We start from the raw sequence: 17,535 nt of genomic DNA, 5'->3' as shown, positions 1-17,535 counted from the left end.
AAGTGGAATTCTCTCCACTTAGTTAACTGGAGAAAGTTCCACCTGTCCACCCGTTAGGCTCATCAGGTGCTTCCCATCGCAGGGTCCGGGCCGGCAGAGCGGGCGGACGCGGCTCGCAACCGGCAGAAGATCGTCCGCGCGGCGGCCAAGCTCGTTGCGGCCAAAGGGATCGACGGGCTCGCGTTGGACGAGGTCGCGACAGAGGCGGGCGTCGGGATCGGGACCGTGTATCGGCGATTCCCGGACAAGGGAGCATTGGCGCAGGCGTTGCTCGACGAGAACGAGCGCGAGTTCCAGGAGGCCTTCATCAGCGGGCCACCGCCACTGGGGCCCGGGGCACTCGCTGCCCAGAGACTGGAGGCATTCCTGGAGGCATACGTCGACAGGCTCGAGACGCATGGCGAACTCCTGATGGTCGCGGAGACCGCGACGCCGATGGCGCGATTCGCGACCGGTGCGTACCGGCTGCACCATAGCCACTTGGTGGCCTTGATCAGCGAGACCCAGCCGGAGGCAGACGCACATTTCAGGGCAGACGCGCTGCTCGCGCCGCTGGCGGCGGCACAGTACATCCATCAGCGAAGAAGTGGCATGACGACAGAACGCATCAAGGACGGCCTAAGGAACCTGTGATCGATAGGCCACACAGGTAAGACTGCCCACTGATTCTGAAGAATCAGAGCTTAATATCTACTGTTTCCGCAATTGCGCGACATACGTACGAAGCTTGATCAACATGCGATACTCCCCGAATGGGGTACAAGCTTCCTGAACCACAGGGACAGCAGCGCGAGGTCGTCTATCTGCGAGGCAAAGGACACTGCGTCGCACTGGGAGTGGCCGGTAGCGGAAAGACGGTTATGGCCGTTCGGCGGGCTCGTTACCTGGCAACGGTACCTGGCCTGGGCGGACCGACCTTGCTCATCACGTTCAACGGAGCCCTGGTCACGTACTTGAAAAGCCTGGTGGATGAAGAATCCGGTGTCACCGTCGAGCAGTATCACGTGTTCGCACGTCGCATCCTTCGCGAGTTTTTCGAGAAGAACCCGCGGATCTGTGACTCCACTACCAGAGAAAACTTGATAGCGCGCGCGTTGAAGGACGTTCGACTCGACGCGAGCGAACGATCTGCGGCATTCAGGAAGCCCGTGCGGTTCTTCGCGGACGAGTTCGATTGGCTCGACGGCAACGGCATCGATGACTTCAGCGATTACTTGAGCGGCGAGCTCGAACGGGTCGGGCGCGGATCGAACCTCCTCCAGGCAGATCGGCTGGTCGTCTACAAGGTCTACCGTCGTTATCAGGAGCTCCTCGCCAAGAAAGGCTTCGATCTTGACTGGTCGGGCCTGGCAAGTGAACTCTTGCACACCTTGAACAGCGAGGTGGCCGCACACGGCTATCGGCATGTCGTGGTGGACGAAGGGCAGGACTTCACCCCGGAGATGATCCGATCGCTGGCCGCGTTGATACCCGAAGACGGCTCCCTGACCTTCTTCGGCGACTATGCACAGCAGATCTACGGCAGCCGGATGTCGTGGAAATCTCTCGGGCTCAAGGTCACCGGTGGAAGGCTGGTGCGGTTCGATCGCAACTACCGCAACACGCGCCAGATCGCACAGCTAGCGAAGGCCATATCCGATTATCCGAGATTCGGCGACGGGATCGAGCTGGTGAAGCCGGCCGCCCCCGTCCGTACCGGCGAACCTCCAGTTCTGGACGAAGCCAAGTCGGAGTCCGACCTGATCAGGATGGCGGCGCGCTACGCCACACACCTCTGCTTCGACCGGAATACCCAGACGAAGGACCAGCGCGTGGCAGTACTTTCCAGGGATGACGCGCTGACCGAGCGAATCGCCAGGCTGGTGGACCGGCAGCGGACGATCAGGCTGCACAAGGGCATGACGAAATGGGACCAGTCTCCAGGCGTCTACTACGGTCCATACAGAGAGGCGCGGGGGCTGGAGTTCGACACCGTCGTACTTCCCCTCCGTGCTGAGGACGAGCTGCCACCGGAGGCGACCATCGACGCCTTCGGGCTGGAAGAAGCCAAAGTGAGGCAAGCCCGTGAACTTTACGTCGCCGTGACGCGAGCTCGTATCGACGTCGTTCTCATCCATCACGGCCGGTTGGCAAGCGTGCTTCCCGTCGCCGATTCCGGCATCTACGAATTGATGAGCTTATGAACGAGGTCCTGAACGAAGCCAGCCAGCGAGGTATCACCAGGTTGTGTCATTTCACCAAGGCGGTGAGCCTGGCGCACATCCTCGCGAGTGGAACCTTGAGAGATGCCGAGTATCTGCGAGATTCCGCCGATGGATACCGCCCAACCGATGAACGCAGGCTGGACGGGCACCTCGGTCACATCTCCTTCAGCCTCGAATACCCGAACGCCTGGTACTTCAGGGAAGCGCGCAAGCGAGACGAGCAGTTCACCGAGTGGATAATACTGACAGTGGATCCGGTCCTGCTGGTCACACCGGGTACCAGGTTCTGTCCACACAACGCCGCAAGGCATTCCGGCCACGGTATTCAAGACGGCCTCGGCGGCTTCAAGGCGATGTTCGCCGAGTATGTCGGACAACGTGTACGCGGACCTCATCACCCGGCGTGGTGGCCGACGGACGATCAAGCGGAAGTATTGATTCCAGGACCCATCCCGATCACCGCTGTCCGGAGTGTGATCCTCCAGAGCGATGAACAGGCGGCACTGGAGAGCTTCCGGCTGCGCGAACTCGGGTTGCGGGAGTACCCGCCGTTCGTCATCGCACCTGACCTCTTTGAGACGGACAAGCTGTCGACCCAGATCAGAAGGGGTTCAAGACCGCTCGAACTCGCACACGAAGATCTCTACGGGACCTAGCCGCAGCACTCCGTCATCCAGCGGCACACACCGCTTCCCGCCGCGGCCCCGCAGAGCAGCGAAAGTGCCCGGCGGGTAGACGACGTCCATCCAAGCGCAGGGATTCGCGGGCCGGTGGACCTCGAAGCGCACCGGACCATCGCCCGAGTCCAAAGCCACCACCGAACCCCGCGGTAGAGCGTCCACATCGAAGCCCGAAAGGACGATGTTCCGCCGGGCCAAAAGCGGGTCGCCGGGGACAGCCGCAGAGAAGAGCGTGACCGCGGCCGAGCGATGCGCGGGGTGGTTGAAGTACCGGTCCCCGACCAGCCCCAGTCCCGCGCGAACCTCGACATGGTCGCGCGAGACCGGGGACGGATCAGGGCGCGCCCCCGAAGAGGGACGGCCCTCGTACGCGTGCACCGGGGAGACGTGCAGCGCGACGATCAGCGTTCGCCGAGCTGCCATTCCGGCCGCACGTAGTGGCAGGTGTAGCCGTTCGGGATGCGCTCCAGGTAGTCCTGGTGCTCCGGTTCGGCCTCCCAGAAGTCACCGGCCTGGGTCACCTCGGTGACCACCTTGCCCGGCCACTTGCCGGAGGCGTCGACGTCCGCGATCGTCTGCTCGGCGACCTGCTTCTGCTTGTCGTCGGTGTAGAAGATCGCCGACCGGTAGCTCGTGCCGATGTCGTTGCCCTGGCGGTTGCGGGTCGTCGGGTCGTGGATCTGGAAGAAGAACTCCAGGATCTGCCGATACGTCAGTTGCGCCGGGTCGAAGACGATCTCGATGCCTTCGGCGTGCGAGCCGTGGTTGCGGTAGGTCGCGTTCGGCACGTCGCCGCCGGTGTAGCCGACCCTGGTGGAGACGACCCCGGGGTGCCGGCGGAACAGGTCCTGCATGCCCCAGAAGCAGCCGCCCGCGAGAACAGCCTTTTCCGTCACTGTAGATCTCCTTCGGTCGTTGACACCCAGTACAACGTGTCGCACCGCCCCTGTCATCCCCGTCCGAGTGTGACGGAACGCTTACGTCCATCGTGCGTCTCACGGTAGGTGAAAACCCTGCTCGCGGTCCTCTCCCTCCTCCTCGTCAGCTGCGCGACGCCCCCGCCGAGCCCGACACCGGAAGACGCCTTCCGATTCGGCGGGATCTCGATGCCCGCCAGCGGCAAGGTGCTGGAGACCCAGCACGACCGGGGCATCGACTCGCGCTATGTGGTCGTCTTGACCCTTCCGGCGGAAGACGTGCCCAAGCTGCTCGAAGCGTCGAACTTCCCGCCCGGAGTCATGGAGGACGACCGGCTCGTGGACGGCCGCCGCGTGGTCCGCAAGGTCACCGTCGAAGGGACCACGGTGCGCCTCGAGCTGTTCACGACGTGAGCACTCTGAGTGAAAAAGATGGGCCGTTCGGACTCGTCTGGGTGACCCCCTAACGTGTAGCTCCACGCACCAGCCGCCGGAGGACGCATGGATCCGATCCGTGTTCCGCCCGAGATGTTCCGTTTCACCGACGGCAGCAGATCCGGGCTCCCCCTGGCGATCCTGCACGCCTTCGGCGAGGCGAACGAGCGGCTCGAGACGGCGCTCGGGATCGACGACGTCCGCACGAGGCTGCGTGAGGTCGGCTGGCTGGAGACGCTGGCCGACGAAGACCTCGTCAAAGCGCTGGACCAGCTGCGCGACCAGGGCCACCTCGACGTGGTCCAGAGTCACGCGGGCGACTACCGGACGGCCTCGGAGTACGAGCGCCGCAATCTCCAGTACTCGCTGAGCCGGCAGGGCGAAGCGGCGTACGCGGGGGTGGTCCGCGCGAACGAGGTGCTCAACGCGTCCGGGGCGCTCCAGACGGCGACGCTCGAGGCGCTGGGCGAGCGGCTCGGCGAGCTCGTGAAGCAGCTCGAAGACGGCACGGACAGACGCGTGTTCAGCACACTCGCCGAGGTCGAGAGCCACCTCGAAGCGTTCCGCGACAACACGAAGCGCTTCAACGGCGACCTCCAACGCCTCCTGCACGCCGAGGCGGACCTCGCGACGTTCCACGAGGTCAAGGCGGCAACGGTCACCTACCTGCAGGAGTTCCTGAACGACCTGGAACATCACACGCACACGATCGCCACCCGGATCAAGGAGATCGACGACCACGGTATCGAGCGCGTGCACCGGCGGGCGCTCAACGGAGCGTCGCTGCCGAACCCCGATCCGCGCTGGATCGAAGTCCGCAAGGCCCGCTGGGACGGCCTTCGCGCGTGGTTCCTGCCCGAAGACGGGGCGACGCCGCGGGTCGACGACCTCCACCGCCTCGCGCGGCGGGCGATCATCACGCTCCTCCAGGTCCTGGACCGGATCACCGAATCGCGGCGGCGCGCGAGCAGCGCGGTCGCCGATTTCCGCGAGCTGGCACGGTGGTTCACCGCCGTTCCGGCGCAGGAGGACCTGCATCGCCTGTGGTCCACGATGTTCGGGCTGAGCTCCGCTCGGCACGCGCATCTCGCCCACGCGGACCCGGAAGTGGTCAGCACGACGGCGTCGTGGCTCGACGCGCCGCCGGTCGAGGTGTCGGAGCTGCTTCGCTCCGCTGGCCGTACCGAGCGGTTCACCAGGACCGGCCGGATTCGCGACGTCAGCGCGATCAGAGCCGCGAGAGCCGAAAAAGCACTGGAGGAACGCGCCGAGCTCGAGGCGGCGTGGAACATGCTCGACACCGGCGGCCTGGTGCGGCTTTCGGCGTTCGAGAAGCTCGACCACAGTGTTTTCGAGCGGCTGCTCGACCTGCTGGGGCAAGCGCTGGGCAGCGCCGTCGGCGCGGACGGCACCCGGCGGAGCACGACGTCGGACGGCCAGATCGAGATCGTCCTGCGGCCGCCGCAGAACGGCGCGGTCGCGCGCCTGACCACCACGAGCGGTGTCTTCCGGGGCCCCGACTACGAGATCGAGATCAGTACGGCCGGAGGCGGTGCGTGAGCCTCACCAACCAACTGGTCATCGCGGAACGCGAAGAGGTCGCGCGCGGGATCCGGGCATTGCTGGCCACCCCGCTGATCGGCGAACGCGGCTCCCCCGGGACCTTCGACCTCATCCGCCGCCGCCGTGAGCCCATCCGGCAGTGGTTCGACTACTACTGCGGCTGGACGCTCACCGTCGAACCGCGGCTCGGCTACGCCCGGCTGGTCAAGGTCCGCGCGGCCACCGACCCCACGCGCCCGGCGCGGCGGCTGCGCTCCGGGCGCGCCGCGTTCGACCGCCGTCGCTACGTCCTGCTGTGCGTGGTGGCAGCCGAACTGCTGACCGTGCCGGTGACCACCATCGGCCTCCTCGCCGGCCGCGTCACGCAGGCGAGCGCCGCCGACGATCTCCTCACCACCTTCGACGTCGGCACCAGGGCGGAGCGTCTCGCCTTCGTGGACGTCCTCAAGCTGCTGGAGTCCTTCGGCGTGCTCGAAGCCGCCGACGGCGATCCCGAGTCCTTTGTGGACGATCCCGCGGCGAAGGTGCTGTTCCGGGTGGACGCGACCCTGTTGCTGCGGCTGCTCGCCGCGCCGGTCGGTCCTTCACAACTGGCCGTGCCCGCCGACGACGTCGCGCTGCGGTTCGAGGAACTGCTGGAGGCGGTGTCGCACGAGCAGCGCTACGGCCTCTCGTCTGGCCGTCACGAGGACACGCCGAGCGCGTCGGACGTACAGCGGAACCTATGGCTTCGGCACACGGTCTTCCGCCGTCTGGTCGACGACCCGGTGCTGTACTTCGCCGAACTGACCGCGGAAGAGCGCGCGTACCTCGGCACGCCGACCGGGCGCCAGCTGCTGCGGCGAGCCGCGGAGCAGGGCGGTTTCGTCCTCGAAGAGCGCGCGGAGGGCGTGCTCCTCGTCGACGTCGACGGGCTGGCCACAGACGAGCGGTTCCCGGACGACGGCAGCAACGCCAAGGTCGCCGCGCTCCTGCTGCTCGACGTGCTCGACGAGCCGCGCACCACCGACTACCTGCAGAAGGCCACCGCCAAGCTGCTGAAACGCTTCCCTCGCTGGGCCAAGACCTACCGGGGCAAGGACGGGGTGCGGCGGCTGACCGTCGACGCGCTCGCCGTGCTGACCGGTTTCGGCCTGGTCCGCATCGAAGCCGAACTCGTCCGGCCGCTCCCGGCGGCCGCGAGGTACACCGACCGCTCCGAGGAGGCGCCGTGACCGTGACGAGGTGGATTCCCTCCCGTGCGGGCATTCTCAACATCTGGCGCTACTACGACGAGATCTTCGAGTTCCACGACGGGCGCCTGCTGTTGCGCGGCCCCAACGGGAGCGGGAAGTCGAAGGCGCTGGAGCTGTTGCTGCCGTTCCTGTTCGACGCGAGCCTGCGGGCCAACCGGCTGTCGACCTTCGGCACCAGCGAACGCAGCATGCACTGGAACCTGATGGGAGAAGGCGCTTCCGGCGCCACCCGCGTCGGGTACGTGTGGCTCGAATTCGGCATGGCCGGCGAGAAGTGGTTCACCTGTGGCGCGCGGCTTCAAGCCAGCACGCACACCAGTACGGTGCACGCCGATTTCTTCACCACCGACCTGCGCGTGGGCGACGGCTTGCCGCTGGTCAACGAGGCGGGCCAGCCGCTGACCAAGAACGCGCTGGAGGAAGCCCTCGGCGAACACGGGACCGTGCACGACGGCGCGGCGGAGTACCGCGCGGCGCTCCGGGCGAAACTGTTCCCCACCTTGAGCGAACAGCGGTACGACGCGCTGATCACCGCGCTGCTCCAGCTGCGGATGCCCAAACTCTCGCAGCGGCTCGACCCGAGCCTGCTGTCCAATCTGCTCTCGCGCGCGCTTCCGCCGTTAGGGCAGCAGGAGATCGCGGATCTCGCCGAGGGTTTCGAGCGGCTCGACGCGCAACGCGAACGGCTGGGCTCGCTGGAGACCGAGGTCGACGCGACCCGCGCGCTCGCCGCGCGGCAGAAGACCTACGCCCAGCGTGTACTGCGCGCGGGCGCCGCGAACCTCATCACCGCGACCAGCGAACTCGACGAACTCGCCGCGGCCGCCCGCCGCTCGGCCGAGGAGTACGACGAGGTCGCCGCGAAGAAGGAAGCCGCCGAGGAACGGGCGGCGAAGCTCGAAAAGGACGTCGAGGAGACCGAAGCCCGCCTCTCCGGGCTGACCGAATCCGAGTCGTACCGCAACGGCCAGGAGCTCGACAAGCTGCGGCAACGGGCCCTGTCCACGCGGGAAAAGGCCGAGGCGCTGCGGGCGGACGCGGATCGGCTCCGCGCCGAGGCGGACGCCGACGAGGAGCGCTCGCAGGCGGCGAAGCAGGTCGCGAAACGGCAAGCCGACCTCGTGCGTTCGCTGGAGACCGAGGTCCGCGCCGCCGCGACCCGCGCGAACCTGGCCGGGGTGCACGACGAACTCGTCGCCGGACTGGGTGAGCCGTCCCGGCTTCGTCCGTTGCTGCAGGCCGCCGTGCGCGGCAAACGCGACCAGGTCGAGACGCTCGGCCGGGCGCTGGACACCCGCGATCGCGCGGTCGGGCGGCGTCATCAGGCCGAGGCGGATCTCGACCGCGCGCGGTCGGATTTCTCGGCCGCGCAGGAGCGTGTGGACCTCACGACGGCGACGCGGGAACTCGCGCTGAGCGATCTGCGCACGCGGCTCGCCGAATGGGCGATCGGCTGCCGCGAGCTGCGGTTCCCCGACGTGGAAGCGGTCGTCCGGGACGCCGAGGCGGAGGTCGCGCTGCTGGGCAGGCTCGGCGTCGTCGCCGAGACCGTCCTCGAAGACATCATCCGGCGGGAGGCGGCGACCGGTGCCGCGCTGACCGCCGCGCGCGCCGAACACGACGAACTCCTCGTCGAGGCGGGCGTGCTCGAAACGGAGGACGTCCTCACGCCAGAGCCGCCGCGCACCCGCACGACGGATCGCGCCGAGATGAGTGGCGCACCACTGTGGCGACTGGTCGATTTCGCAGGCTCTGTCCCGGAAAGCGCACAGGCGGGCATCGAGGCCGCGCTCGAAGGCGCCGGTCTGCTGGACGCCTGGGTGAACTCCCACGGCGTCGTCGACGGACACGATGTGCTCGCCGAGACCGGGACGCTGCCGGTGGCCACCGGCCGTTCACTGGCCGACGTCCTCGTTCCGGAACTCGACGCGGAGCTGTCCCCGGCGAAGATCCGCCGGATCCTGGAAGTGATCGCCTTCGACGACACGCTCCCCGCCGGACCCGCCGCGATCGGCGCGGACGGCGGCTGGCGGATGGGCGGCCTGTCGGGCAGCTGGGCGAAGGACGCCCCGGCGTACATCGGCGCGTCCGCCCGTCTTCGCGCGCGGGAACGCCGGATCGCCGAACTGCGGGACAAGATTTCCCTGCGCGAGAAGACCATCGCCGAGCTGGAAGGCGAGCTGGCCGCGCTCCGCGGAAGGCGCGAGCTGATCAAGATCGAACGCGCCGCCCGCCCCAGCCACGAAGATCTCCTTGCCGCGACGGGAGAACTGACCGCGGCCGAAGCCGAGCTGACCGCCGCCGACGCCGCCGTCCGGCATCTGGAGACCGCCGTCTCCGCGCTGGAGATCGAGGCCAAGACCGCACTGCACGAGCTGACCGCCCAGGCTTCGGAGAGCGGGCTGCCGACCGAGCGCGCGCCCTTGGCCGCACTCGCCACGGCCCTGCGCACTTACTCCGACCAGGGCGAGAACTGGTTGTACGAGCACGGGAACCTGCTCACCGCGAACCAGCGGGCCGAGCTGTGCACCGAACAGGCGAACCGGTCCGAGGCGAACGCGGCCCGGCGTGAGGACGAGGCTTCCGAGGCGGAGGCCGAACGCGTCAAGCTCACGGCGATGCTCGAAGCGATCGAGGGGACCGCGGGCAGCGGCCAGCGCGAGGTGCTCGCCGAAATCGACGGGCTGCGCACGAAACTGCGGGAACTTTCGGGCGAACTCCGCGCCGCGAACGCCGACGCCAAAGAGCTCGCGGTGTCACTCGGCGCGCTCGGCGTCCGCCGCACGACCGACGCGAGGGCCCGCGAGGACGCCGCCAAGAAGCAGGACGCGGCCGCGCTCCGGTTCCGGAAGCTCGCGACCGGCGTCTTCCCCGCCGACGGCGGGATCGAGGACCTGCAGAAGTTCCAGACCACCCTGTCCGCGTCCGAAGGCGTGCGGTCGGCGCTCGAAACCGCCCGGCTGGTGGCCGCGGCGTGGCCGTCGGTGCCGCACGCGCCGAGCAACCTCGGAGAGGCGCTGCACCGGCTCTCCGAAGCCGTGCACACCTGCCGGAACACCCTCAGCTCGCGGGCGGAACTCGATCTGGAGACCGACGAGGACGTCCAGATCTTCACCGCCGTCGTCGACGGGCTGCGGGTCGGCGCGGCCGAACTGCTGAAGATCCTTTACGCGGAAGCGGAACAGAGCAGGCACGAGATCACCGACCGGGAGAGCGACCTTTTCGACAAGACGCTGACCGGCGACACCCGCCGCCATCTCGCGGCCCGTATCCGGCAGGCCAACGACCTCGTCGCTCGCATGAACGCGCGGCTGGAACGCGTGCGGACCGCGTCGAGGGTGGCCGTCCGGCTGGTGTGGCAGGTCTCCCCCGATCTGCCGCCGGGCACCAAGACCGCGCGGGATCTGCTGCTGAAGGATCCGGATCAGCTGACCGCCGAAGATCGCGTGTCCCTGCACAAGTTCTTCCGCGAGCGCGTCGAGCAGGCGAAGGCGGACGACACCGCGACCAGCTGGGAACAGCAGCTCGCGCAGGTCTTCGACTACACGTCCTGGCACCGGTTCGTGGTCAAGGTGGACCGCGCGAACGGGGCGGGCTGGCAGCTGCTGACCAAGAAGCTGCACGGCGCGCTTTCCGGTGGGGAGAAGGCGATCGCGCTGCACCTGCCGCTGTTCGCCGCCGTCGCCGCGCACTACCAGGCCGCGCCCGAGGCGCCGAGGGTGATCCTGCTCGACGAGGTGTTCGTCGGCGTCGACACGACCAACCGGGGGCAGGTGTTCGGCCTGCTGTCCGAACTCGACCTCGACCTGATGCTGACGTCGGACCACGAATGGTGCACCTACGCCGAACTCCGCGGCGTCGGGATCCACCAGCTCATCACCGGCGGCGACGGCGACGACGCGGTCACCACGGCGCGGTTCACCTGGAACGGGCACGATCTCCTGCCGGCCGGACATTAGCCTGAGCGGCCCCAAAGCCTGGCTGCGCGGCGGCTTCTCGTTGCCTGTCGGGGGTGTCGCCAGCGCGCTCGATATGAACTGAGTGGCGTGGTTGTCGTTTGTCGTTGCCGGAAATCGACGACGCCGAGCGATCGTTGCCAACGACCGAAGAGGTAGTCCCTTGCCGAAAAACGGCGATACCCAAGCTGTAGCAACGTAAAGCCACCCATTCAGTCTCATTGCCGAAAATCGGCTACGCGCACCGCGCCTGCAAGGCCGGGAATTGTCGGTGACGGGTCGTATGTTCATGGGGTGGACACATATTCCGCGCCTGTGGCGCTACTCGAGAATCTCATCGACGCCGAGGTACTGGCAGCGGTGAACACAGCAGTCGATTCCTTGGACGACAAGGATTCCGTTGCCGTCGCGCAAGCCGCGTCGGCCGGGATCGCACGCTTGGAGGCGGTCCGTTTCCGGGCGCTCGCTCAGCTGAACCGGCACCGTGACGGCGCCCGAAGCGTCACCCAGGAAGTCGCGTTCGCGTTGTCTGTCACCGACAATCACGCGGGTGCGCTGGTCGCCACCGCCGACGCGGTGACCACCCGCCTTCCCCGCACTCTGGAGTTGATGGATCAAGGGAAACTGGCCGGGTTCGGTGCGATGAAAGTCGCCACCGCCACCGCCTGGCTGTCGGACGAGGACGCCCGCGCCGTCGACGCGCTGCTGGAAGACCGGATCCCGGGCAAGAACCCCGACCAGATCCGCAAAGCCGCCAACCACGCGGCGAACACCGTCGACCCCGACGGCGCCGGCGCACGAACCGAACACCATCGCGAAGGCCGCCGTCTCACCCTCCGCCACGGCGAGACCGGGGTCGCGTCCATCGAGGTCGAAGACGCCCCCGTCGAGAAGGCGGCCGCCGCCTACCAGCGCATCGACCGCGCGGCACGAGCCCTCAACACCCGGGACGAGACTCGCACCCTGGATCAGCTCCGCGCGGACGTCGCCCTCGACCTTCTCCTCAGCGGCCAAGGTGGCACCAGCGAACGCAGCGAAGTGTTCCTGTACATGGATTTGTTCACCTACCTCGGCTTCAACAACGACCCGGCGGAGCTGGCCGGGCACGGGTCTGTGCCCGCCGCACTCGCCCGCCACATCGCCACCGGCCCCAATACCGTGCTGCGCCGCATCATCACCGACCCCGTCTCCGGGCAGGTCCTCGACCTCGGCCGCGACCGCTACCGCCCGACCGCGGGACTCGACGAATTCGTGCGGGTCCGCGACCGGGAATGCCGAAGACCCGGCTGCCACCGCCCCGCGCAAACCTGCGACATCGACCATTCGCTGCCCTGGCACCACGGCGGCCACACCAACGCCGACGAGCTGATCGATCTCTGCCGCCGCGACCACCGTCTCAAAGACGAACCCGGCTGGACGTACCACCTCGCCCCCGGCGGCACCCTCACCATCACCACCCCCACCGGGCAGGGCTACGACAGCTCACCCCCGCCGCTCCACCCGCCCCGGCCAGCGCCTCTCGCCGACGAACCACCACCGTTCTGAACACCGGGCTCGAGAACGGCAAGCCAAACGTAGCGTGCCGGAGTCGGCGGCAGGAGCGGGTCTCACCGGAGAGACACTTCCCGACTGTCCATAAGGGACCGTTCCAGAGAGATCTTGACGTCTTCGGATGATCGGCATACGCGAGGCATTTGACCTACCCCTCAATTAGACGCTGATCGTTTCTCCGGTGCCGAGTCAGAGCCGGGAACCCGGCGATGCCTCGCCGGTAAACAGCAACGGCCCCCGTACACACCAGCCGATTCCCTCCAGCCTCGCCAAAAAACGGCAAGTTCCCCGGACACCGGACCCGCCACCACACACCCGCCACATAGCCAAAAACCGGCAACCCCACACCCACCAGCCTCACCGAAAACCGGGCAACACTCCACCAGCGCAGCACCGCCCAAAAGACCGGCTCCCCCCACGGTCTGAGCCAGAAGACCGGACCGTGATCCGATCCGCGCCCCCACCGCGATCGGCAGGCTCACCGGGTATGGAAACCGACTACGTCTTCCCCGGCCGCCGCGTCGCCGCGCTCTCGATGATCCTCGGCCCGCTCCTCCTGCTCACCGGGACCCTGCTGCGGTCACCCTTCAACTTCTTCTTCCCCGACCAGCTCAGGGCGATGAGCGAACAGCCCGCGCTGATGACCGCCGCGTACACGTGTTTCCTGGCGGGCAATGTCCTGCTGTGGCCCGCGATCGTCGCGCTCGCCACGAAGATCGGCCGCACCAGACCGGCGTTGGCCGCCTGGGCCGGAATATTCGTCCTCTTCGGACTCTTCGAGCGGACCTTCCACGCGGGGATCGACCAGGCGGCGATGGGTCTCGCCGAACGTCGCGGCGCCGGATTCGCCGAGAGCGTGGTCAGCGAGTCGTATCAGGACCTGCATCTGTTCAGTTTTCTGTCGTTCACGATCATGTTCGGCTGGTACGTCCTCGCCTTCGCCGCTTATCGGGCGAAAGTGCTGGGCGTCGCCGGGTCGATCGGGCTGGCGACGATGGGACTTCTGCCGCTCGGCGTTCTGAAAGGTACCGAATTCGTGTCGATCGTCGGCACCGTCGGACTTTGTGTCGCGTTGGTTCCGGCCGGTGTCCGGGCATTACTCGAAAGTCCCAAACCGAGCCGCCGGACGATGCTGATCACGGCGATCGCCGTTCCGGTTCTCGGCGCGCTCGCCCTCACGAGCGCGCTGGGCTGAGGTCAGGCCAGCCGCGCGGACGTTTTCCCTTTTCTGTCACCGGATTCGTGTTCGCGCCCCGCCGGGAGACAGCTCATCAGCAGTACGAGACCGACCGCACCGAGAAGCATGTGCCCGGCGAGGATGCACAGCCCACAGAATCCGATCCACAATGAGATCTTCATTCTCAGAGGGTAGTGCGGTTCCCGGAATCGGGGCCCGAACTTGGGAAAGACTTAAGGTCTCCTTTGGGCAAAGGGTCTGTCCGGAGTACGCGCGTAATACACCACCAGTGACACCGTCGCGGCGAGGAAGACGACCTGCATCAGGCTCCGCGGCACCAGTTCGTCCATCGTCGAAGTCACCGGCCCGTGCAGCGCCTTGTACACGTTCGCCGGGAACATTCCCAGCAACAACAGCGTCAGCCCGGCGGACGCCCACGGCGCCGTGCGCGACCACAGCACCCCCGCGGCACCCGCGAGTTCGAGGACACCGGTGACGGTCACCAGCAGTCCTGGCGCGGGCAACGCGGGCGGAACCATCGCGACGAGTTCCTCACGCATGCCGATGAAGTGCGCGAGACCGGTGGTGACGAACAGTGCCGCGACGCCGCCGCGCACCGCGACGGGCCAGGGCTTGAACCGTTGGACGCCGAAGACGCCCAGCAGGAACAACGTCGCCGTGACGGCGATCAGCATCAGAACGGGTGCGAGACCGGGATCCATGACCATGCCTTCCGAACAAGTGAATCTTGCCACTGACAAGATGCGCTGTTGCGGGCCATCTTGTCAATGACTAGATTCATCGGCATGAGTCCGTACCACCACGGCGACCTCCGCCGGGCCGTGCTCGACGCCGCCGTCGCGGCCATCACCGAACACGGCCCCGCGGGGATCAGCCTTCGCGACCTCGCCCGGCGCGCGGGGGTCTCGCACGCCGGGCCGGTCCACCACTTCGGCGACAAGGCCGGGGTGCTGACCGCGCTGGCGGCAGAGGGGTTCGACCTGCTCGCGGACGCGCTCGCGGCCGAGGGCGAGCGGGATTTCGTCGAGGTCGGGGTGGCTTACGTACGCTTCGCGATCGAGCATCGCGCACATTTCGAGGTGATGTTCCGCCCCGAACTCCACCGCGAGGACGACCCGGCGCTGACCGCCGCCCGCGACCGCGCGGGAGCCCTGCTGACCAGCGGTGCGGCGTCGGTCAGCGACGACGCGATGGCAGGGGTCGCCGCGTGGTCGTTGATGCACGGCTTCGCGAACCTTTGGCTCACCGGCGCGCTGCGCGCCGAGCTTCAGGAGGACCCGGACACCGCTGCCCGCGCGATCGCCAGGATCCTGTTCCCGTGATCAGACCTGCGCCGTGGGCATGACGGTGAGCTGCTGGAGGTTCACCCGCGCCGGGAGCGAGGTCAGGAACGCCACGGTCTCGGCGATGTCCGCGGGCTTCAGCCAGGTCAGCGACTCGCGGGCGCCGTCCAGCCACTGCAAGGCGCCGGCGTCGGTGACGTGCCCCTGCAGTTCGGTCTCGACCAGGCCCGGCTCGATCGCCGCGACCCGAACACCCTTCGGCCCGAGGTCGGCGCGAAGGTTCTTCGACAGGTGCGTCACGTAGGCCTTCGAGGCGACGTACACGGCGAAGGACGGGAAGACGGCCTGCGCGCCGATGGACGAGGTGTTCACCAGGTCCGCGACGCCCTTCTCGGCCGCCGACGCGACAAGGTGCGGGACGAACGCGCCGATGGCGTTCATCAGACCTGTCATGTTGACGTCGATCATGCGCTGCCAGTCCTCGGTGGCGAGTTCGTCGATCGGCGCGGCCAGCATCACGCCGGCGTTGTTGAACAGGAGGTCCGCGCGGCCCAGTTCCGCTTCGATCTCGGCCGCCGCGGCCCGCATCGCCGCGGCGTCGGCGACGTCGGCGGCGAGCACGAGCGCGGTACCGCCGTCCCGCTCGATCTCCTTGGCCAGCGTCTCCAGCCGATCCGCCCGGCGGGCGATCAGCGCGACCGAAGCGCCGGAGGCGGCGAGCCGCCGAGCGGCCGCATCGCCGATCCCGCTGGACGCGCCGGTGACGACGGCGACCCTGTTCGCGTGTGAGTTCGTCATTTCTGTTTCTCCCAAGTGGACTCGTTCACGAGGTGACGAGTCCAGAAAACCGGGCTTCAAGAGGAGATGGCACGGTCTGTCCAGCCTGGGTCCGGCGGTACCAGTCAGGCCGCGCACGGAACTGTTACGTGCCCGTCGAGTTCCGCGGACACCGACCGGCCAGCGTGACCCGTATGCGAATCCGATCCCTAGCGCTCACGCTGGCCTTGATGACGGCCACCGCGGCCCCAGCGTCGGCCGTCATCGGTGGCGCGGAGTCCGCCACGCCCTACGGCTTCATGGTCTCCCTGCAATACGACTCGCCCCGCCCGGACGGACACCGGTGCGGGGCGGTGCTCATCGCGCCCCAGTGGGCGGTCACCGCGGCCCACTGCGCCAACACCCCGACCGGCTCGGCCGTCGGCGTCCCCCGCGGCTGGAAGGTCCGAGTCGGCTCGCTGGACACCACCACCGGCGGCGAAGTCACCGAAGTCGACAAGTTCTACCGGCGCATCGTCACGTACAACCCGCCCGGCGAGGACATCGCGGTGCTGCACCTGCGAAACCCCGTCCGAGCCGAACCCGTCCGGCTCGCCAAGACCACTCCCGCCGACGGCACGCCGGTCCGCATCCTCGGCTGGGGCGCGGCTTCGACCGGCTGCGGTGACTTCAAGGACCCGAAGTGCTTCCCCCGGAAGCTGCGCGAAGCGGACACCGAGGTCGTGCCGCTCGACCGGTGCTGGGATGACGACGGGCACACCCTGCCGTTGTGCGTCGGCCGTGCCGAACCGCCCGTCGGTCCGGGCACGACGGATTCCGGCGGACCCGCGTTGATCCGTTCGGGCGACGGCTGGGCGCTGGCCGGAACGGTCATCGGCCCGGGTATCAGGGGCGCCGACTTCCCCGACATGTACACCGACGTCTCGAAGAACGCCGCTTGGATCGACGGCATCGTGACCGGCACCCACGTGCCCCCGGACACCCCGGTCCCGAACGTGGAGGGCACGGCCGAGGTGGGCGACTGCAAGGGCGCGGTGGTGCGTGCCGCCGGCGCGCGTCCCGAAGACCCGGCGCTGGCGCTGACCAACGGCCATTGCGTGCCGAGCGGGCGGCCCGCACCGGGGAAGGCTCTGGTCGACCGGCCAGCCGACCTGCCGCGTCCGGTCACCATCGCCGACCGGGAGGGCTATCCGAAGACCAGCGCCCGCGCCACCCGGCTGGTCTACGCGACGATGACCGGCACCGACATCGCGCTGTACCGCTTGGACAAGACCTACGCCCAGCTGGCCAGGGAGGGTGCGAAGGTCTTCCGGCTGACCACCACCCCGATGCGCGCCGGAGACCGGCTCCTCATGGCCTACTCCAGCAGCCGGCCGAGCTGCACGGTGGAGGCCGTGGTGCCGCATCTGCGCGAGGCCGGCTATCAGCAGGACGACGCGGTTCGCTACGCGCCGAGCGACACCTGTGTGAGCGGACCCGGCTACTCCGGTTCCGTGCTGCTCTCCCGCGACGGGAACACGGTCATGGGCATCAACAACACCCACAACCGTGACGGCGAGCGCTGCACCGAAGGCAACCCGTGCGAGGTCGGCCGGAACGGGACCGTGAAGGCGCTGAAGGGCCGCAGCTACGGCCAGCAGGTCCATCGGATCGCGGCCTGTCTGACCCAGGGATCCCGGCTCGACCTGCGACGATGTGCCCACGAAAAATAATTCCCACCGGCTGTCGAATCGGCG

At 67.9% G+C, this 17,535-nt stretch carries 16 protein-coding genes; 11 read left to right on the top strand and 5 right to left on the bottom strand.

The annotated features are described in order from the left end of the window. Nucleotides 1-66 precede the first annotated feature (66 nt). The 3 genes from ACZ3HL_RS08260 (at nucleotide 67) to ACZ3HL_RS08250 (ending at nucleotide 2,860) form a co-directional block, all read left to right on the top strand. Nucleotides 67-633, top strand: a complete 567-nt coding sequence (locus ACZ3HL_RS08260) for a TetR/AcrR family transcriptional regulator (RefSeq protein WP_465529641.1) — start codon at nucleotides 67-69, stop codon at nucleotides 631-633. A gap of 119 nt (nucleotides 634-752) precedes the next feature. Continuing rightward, nucleotides 753-2,183 (top strand): UvrD-helicase domain-containing protein, encoded by a 1,431-nt coding sequence (locus tag ACZ3HL_RS08255; RefSeq protein ID WP_465529639.1) that lies wholly within the window; start codon nucleotides 753-755, stop codon nucleotides 2,181-2,183. Continuing rightward, nucleotides 2,180-2,860: a DarT ssDNA thymidine ADP-ribosyltransferase family protein gene (locus ACZ3HL_RS08250; protein WP_465529637.1), complete on the top strand. Its 681-nt coding sequence runs from the start codon at nucleotides 2,180-2,182 to the stop codon at nucleotides 2,858-2,860. The genes ACZ3HL_RS08255 and ACZ3HL_RS08250 overlap by 4 nt, the downstream gene beginning before the upstream one ends. Here the strand turns inward: ACZ3HL_RS08250 and ACZ3HL_RS08245 are convergent. Together ACZ3HL_RS08245 and msrA are read right to left on the bottom strand one after the other, a co-directional pair. Then, entirely contained in the window at nucleotides 2,816-3,307 is a 492-nt protein-coding gene (locus tag ACZ3HL_RS08245; RefSeq protein ID WP_465529635.1) for a molybdenum cofactor biosysynthesis protein, read from the bottom strand. The two genes, ACZ3HL_RS08250 and ACZ3HL_RS08245, sit on opposite strands and share 45 nt — an antisense overlap. Then, complete coding sequence (msrA, locus tag ACZ3HL_RS08240) at nucleotides 3,286-3,780, bottom strand: peptide-methionine (S)-S-oxide reductase MsrA (RefSeq protein WP_063273222.1); 495 nt, start codon at nucleotides 3,778-3,780, stop codon at nucleotides 3,286-3,288. Before msrA ends, ACZ3HL_RS08245 begins: the two co-directional genes overlap by 22 nt. A gap of 108 nt (nucleotides 3,781-3,888) precedes the next feature. Between msrA and ACZ3HL_RS08235 the strand changes: the two genes are divergently transcribed. From ACZ3HL_RS08235 to ACZ3HL_RS08210, 6 genes are all read left to right on the top strand, one after another. Next, nucleotides 3,889-4,215, top strand: a complete 327-nt coding sequence (locus ACZ3HL_RS08235) for a hypothetical protein (protein WP_465529633.1) — start codon at nucleotides 3,889-3,891, stop codon at nucleotides 4,213-4,215. 87 nt (nucleotides 4,216-4,302) lie between these two features. Next, nucleotides 4,303-5,796: a TIGR02677 family protein gene (locus tag ACZ3HL_RS08230; protein WP_465529631.1), complete on the top strand. Its 1,494-nt coding sequence runs from the start codon at nucleotides 4,303-4,305 to the stop codon at nucleotides 5,794-5,796. Continuing rightward, nucleotides 5,793-7,013, top strand: a complete 1,221-nt coding sequence (locus ACZ3HL_RS08225; RefSeq protein WP_465529629.1) for a TIGR02678 family protein — start codon at nucleotides 5,793-5,795, stop codon at nucleotides 7,011-7,013. The genes ACZ3HL_RS08230 and ACZ3HL_RS08225 overlap by 4 nt, the downstream gene beginning before the upstream one ends. Next, a complete protein-coding gene (locus ACZ3HL_RS08220) occupies nucleotides 7,010-10,993 on the top strand; it encodes a TIGR02680 family protein (RefSeq protein WP_465529627.1) in 3,984 nt (1,327 codons plus the stop codon). The genes ACZ3HL_RS08225 and ACZ3HL_RS08220 overlap by 4 nt, the downstream gene beginning before the upstream one ends. A gap of 312 nt (nucleotides 10,994-11,305) precedes the next feature. Continuing rightward, nucleotides 11,306-12,535 carry an HNH endonuclease signature motif containing protein gene (locus tag ACZ3HL_RS08215; RefSeq protein WP_465530013.1) on the top strand — a complete coding sequence of 410 codons (1,230 nt, stop codon included), beginning with the start codon at nucleotides 11,306-11,308 and terminating at the stop codon, nucleotides 12,533-12,535. A gap of 493 nt (nucleotides 12,536-13,028) precedes the next feature. Next, nucleotides 13,029-13,736 carry a hypothetical protein gene (locus ACZ3HL_RS08210; protein ID WP_465529625.1) on the top strand — a complete coding sequence of 236 codons (708 nt, stop codon included), beginning with the start codon at nucleotides 13,029-13,031 and terminating at the stop codon, nucleotides 13,734-13,736. A gap of 2 nt (nucleotides 13,737-13,738) precedes the next feature. On the opposite strand, the gene ACZ3HL_RS08205 is transcribed toward ACZ3HL_RS08210, so the two are convergent. Continuing rightward, nucleotides 13,739-13,900, bottom strand: a complete 162-nt coding sequence (locus tag ACZ3HL_RS08205) for a hypothetical protein (RefSeq protein ID WP_158005348.1) — start codon at nucleotides 13,898-13,900, stop codon at nucleotides 13,739-13,741. A gap of 51 nt (nucleotides 13,901-13,951) precedes the next feature. Beyond that, the gene (locus ACZ3HL_RS08200; protein WP_465410927.1) at nucleotides 13,952-14,446 is read right to left on the bottom strand and encodes a DoxX family protein; all 495 of its coding nucleotides are present in this window, start codon (nucleotides 14,444-14,446) and stop codon (nucleotides 13,952-13,954) included. 78 nt (nucleotides 14,447-14,524) lie between these two features. Between ACZ3HL_RS08200 and ACZ3HL_RS08195 the strand changes: the two genes are divergently transcribed. Next, on the top strand, nucleotides 14,525-15,061 hold the full coding sequence (locus ACZ3HL_RS08195; protein WP_465410926.1) for a TetR/AcrR family transcriptional regulator: 537 nt from the start codon (nucleotides 14,525-14,527) through the stop codon (nucleotides 15,059-15,061). Here the strand turns inward: ACZ3HL_RS08195 and ACZ3HL_RS08190 are convergent, their stop codons facing one another. Then, nucleotides 15,062-15,820: an SDR family oxidoreductase gene (locus ACZ3HL_RS08190; protein WP_465529623.1), complete on the bottom strand. Its 759-nt coding sequence runs from the start codon at nucleotides 15,818-15,820 to the stop codon at nucleotides 15,062-15,064. It lies immediately after the preceding gene. A 173-nt stretch (nucleotides 15,821-15,993) separates the two neighbouring features. Between ACZ3HL_RS08190 and ACZ3HL_RS08185 the strand changes: the two genes are divergently transcribed. Further along, a complete protein-coding gene (locus tag ACZ3HL_RS08185) occupies nucleotides 15,994-17,511 on the top strand; it encodes a trypsin-like serine protease (RefSeq protein WP_465529621.1) in 1,518 nt (505 codons plus the stop codon). The last annotated feature ends 24 nt before the right edge of the window (nucleotides 17,512-17,535 follow it).

It is taken from the genome of Amycolatopsis sp. NPDC000009, assembly GCF_055563465.1.
Note: the sequence above shows the minus strand (reverse complement) of the source record. Positions and strands in the feature narration are given on the sequence as shown.

What these genes read in the sequence shown, in the direction of transcription:
- ACZ3HL_RS08250 (WP_465529637.1), top strand. Translation starts at nt 2,180, where the DNA reads ATGAACGAGGTCCTGAACGAAGCCAGCCAGCGAGGTATCACCAGGTTG.
- ACZ3HL_RS08200 (WP_465410927.1), bottom strand. Translation starts at nt 14,446, where the DNA reads ATGGTCATGGATCCCGGTCTCGCACCCGTTCTGATGCTGATCGCCGTC.
- ACZ3HL_RS08230 (WP_465529631.1), top strand. Translation starts at nt 4,303, where the DNA reads ATGGATCCGATCCGTGTTCCGCCCGAGATGTTCCGTTTCACCGACGGC.
- ACZ3HL_RS08245 (WP_465529635.1), bottom strand. Translation starts at nt 3,307, where the DNA reads ATGGCAGCTCGGCGAACGCTGATCGTCGCGCTGCACGTCTCCCCGGTG.
- ACZ3HL_RS08195 (WP_465410926.1), top strand. Translation starts at nt 14,525, where the DNA reads ATGAGTCCGTACCACCACGGCGACCTCCGCCGGGCCGTGCTCGACGCC.
- ACZ3HL_RS08185 (WP_465529621.1), top strand. Translation starts at nt 15,994, where the DNA reads ATGCGAATCCGATCCCTAGCGCTCACGCTGGCCTTGATGACGGCCACC.
- ACZ3HL_RS08210 (WP_465529625.1), top strand. Translation starts at nt 13,029, where the DNA reads ATGGAAACCGACTACGTCTTCCCCGGCCGCCGCGTCGCCGCGCTCTCG.
- ACZ3HL_RS08190 (WP_465529623.1), bottom strand. Translation starts at nt 15,820, where the DNA reads ATGACGAACTCACACGCGAACAGGGTCGCCGTCGTCACCGGCGCGTCC.
- ACZ3HL_RS08255 (WP_465529639.1), top strand. Translation starts at nt 753, where the DNA reads ATGGGGTACAAGCTTCCTGAACCACAGGGACAGCAGCGCGAGGTCGTC.
- ACZ3HL_RS08205 (WP_158005348.1), bottom strand. Translation starts at nt 13,900, where the DNA reads ATGAAGATCTCATTGTGGATCGGATTCTGTGGGCTGTGCATCCTCGCC.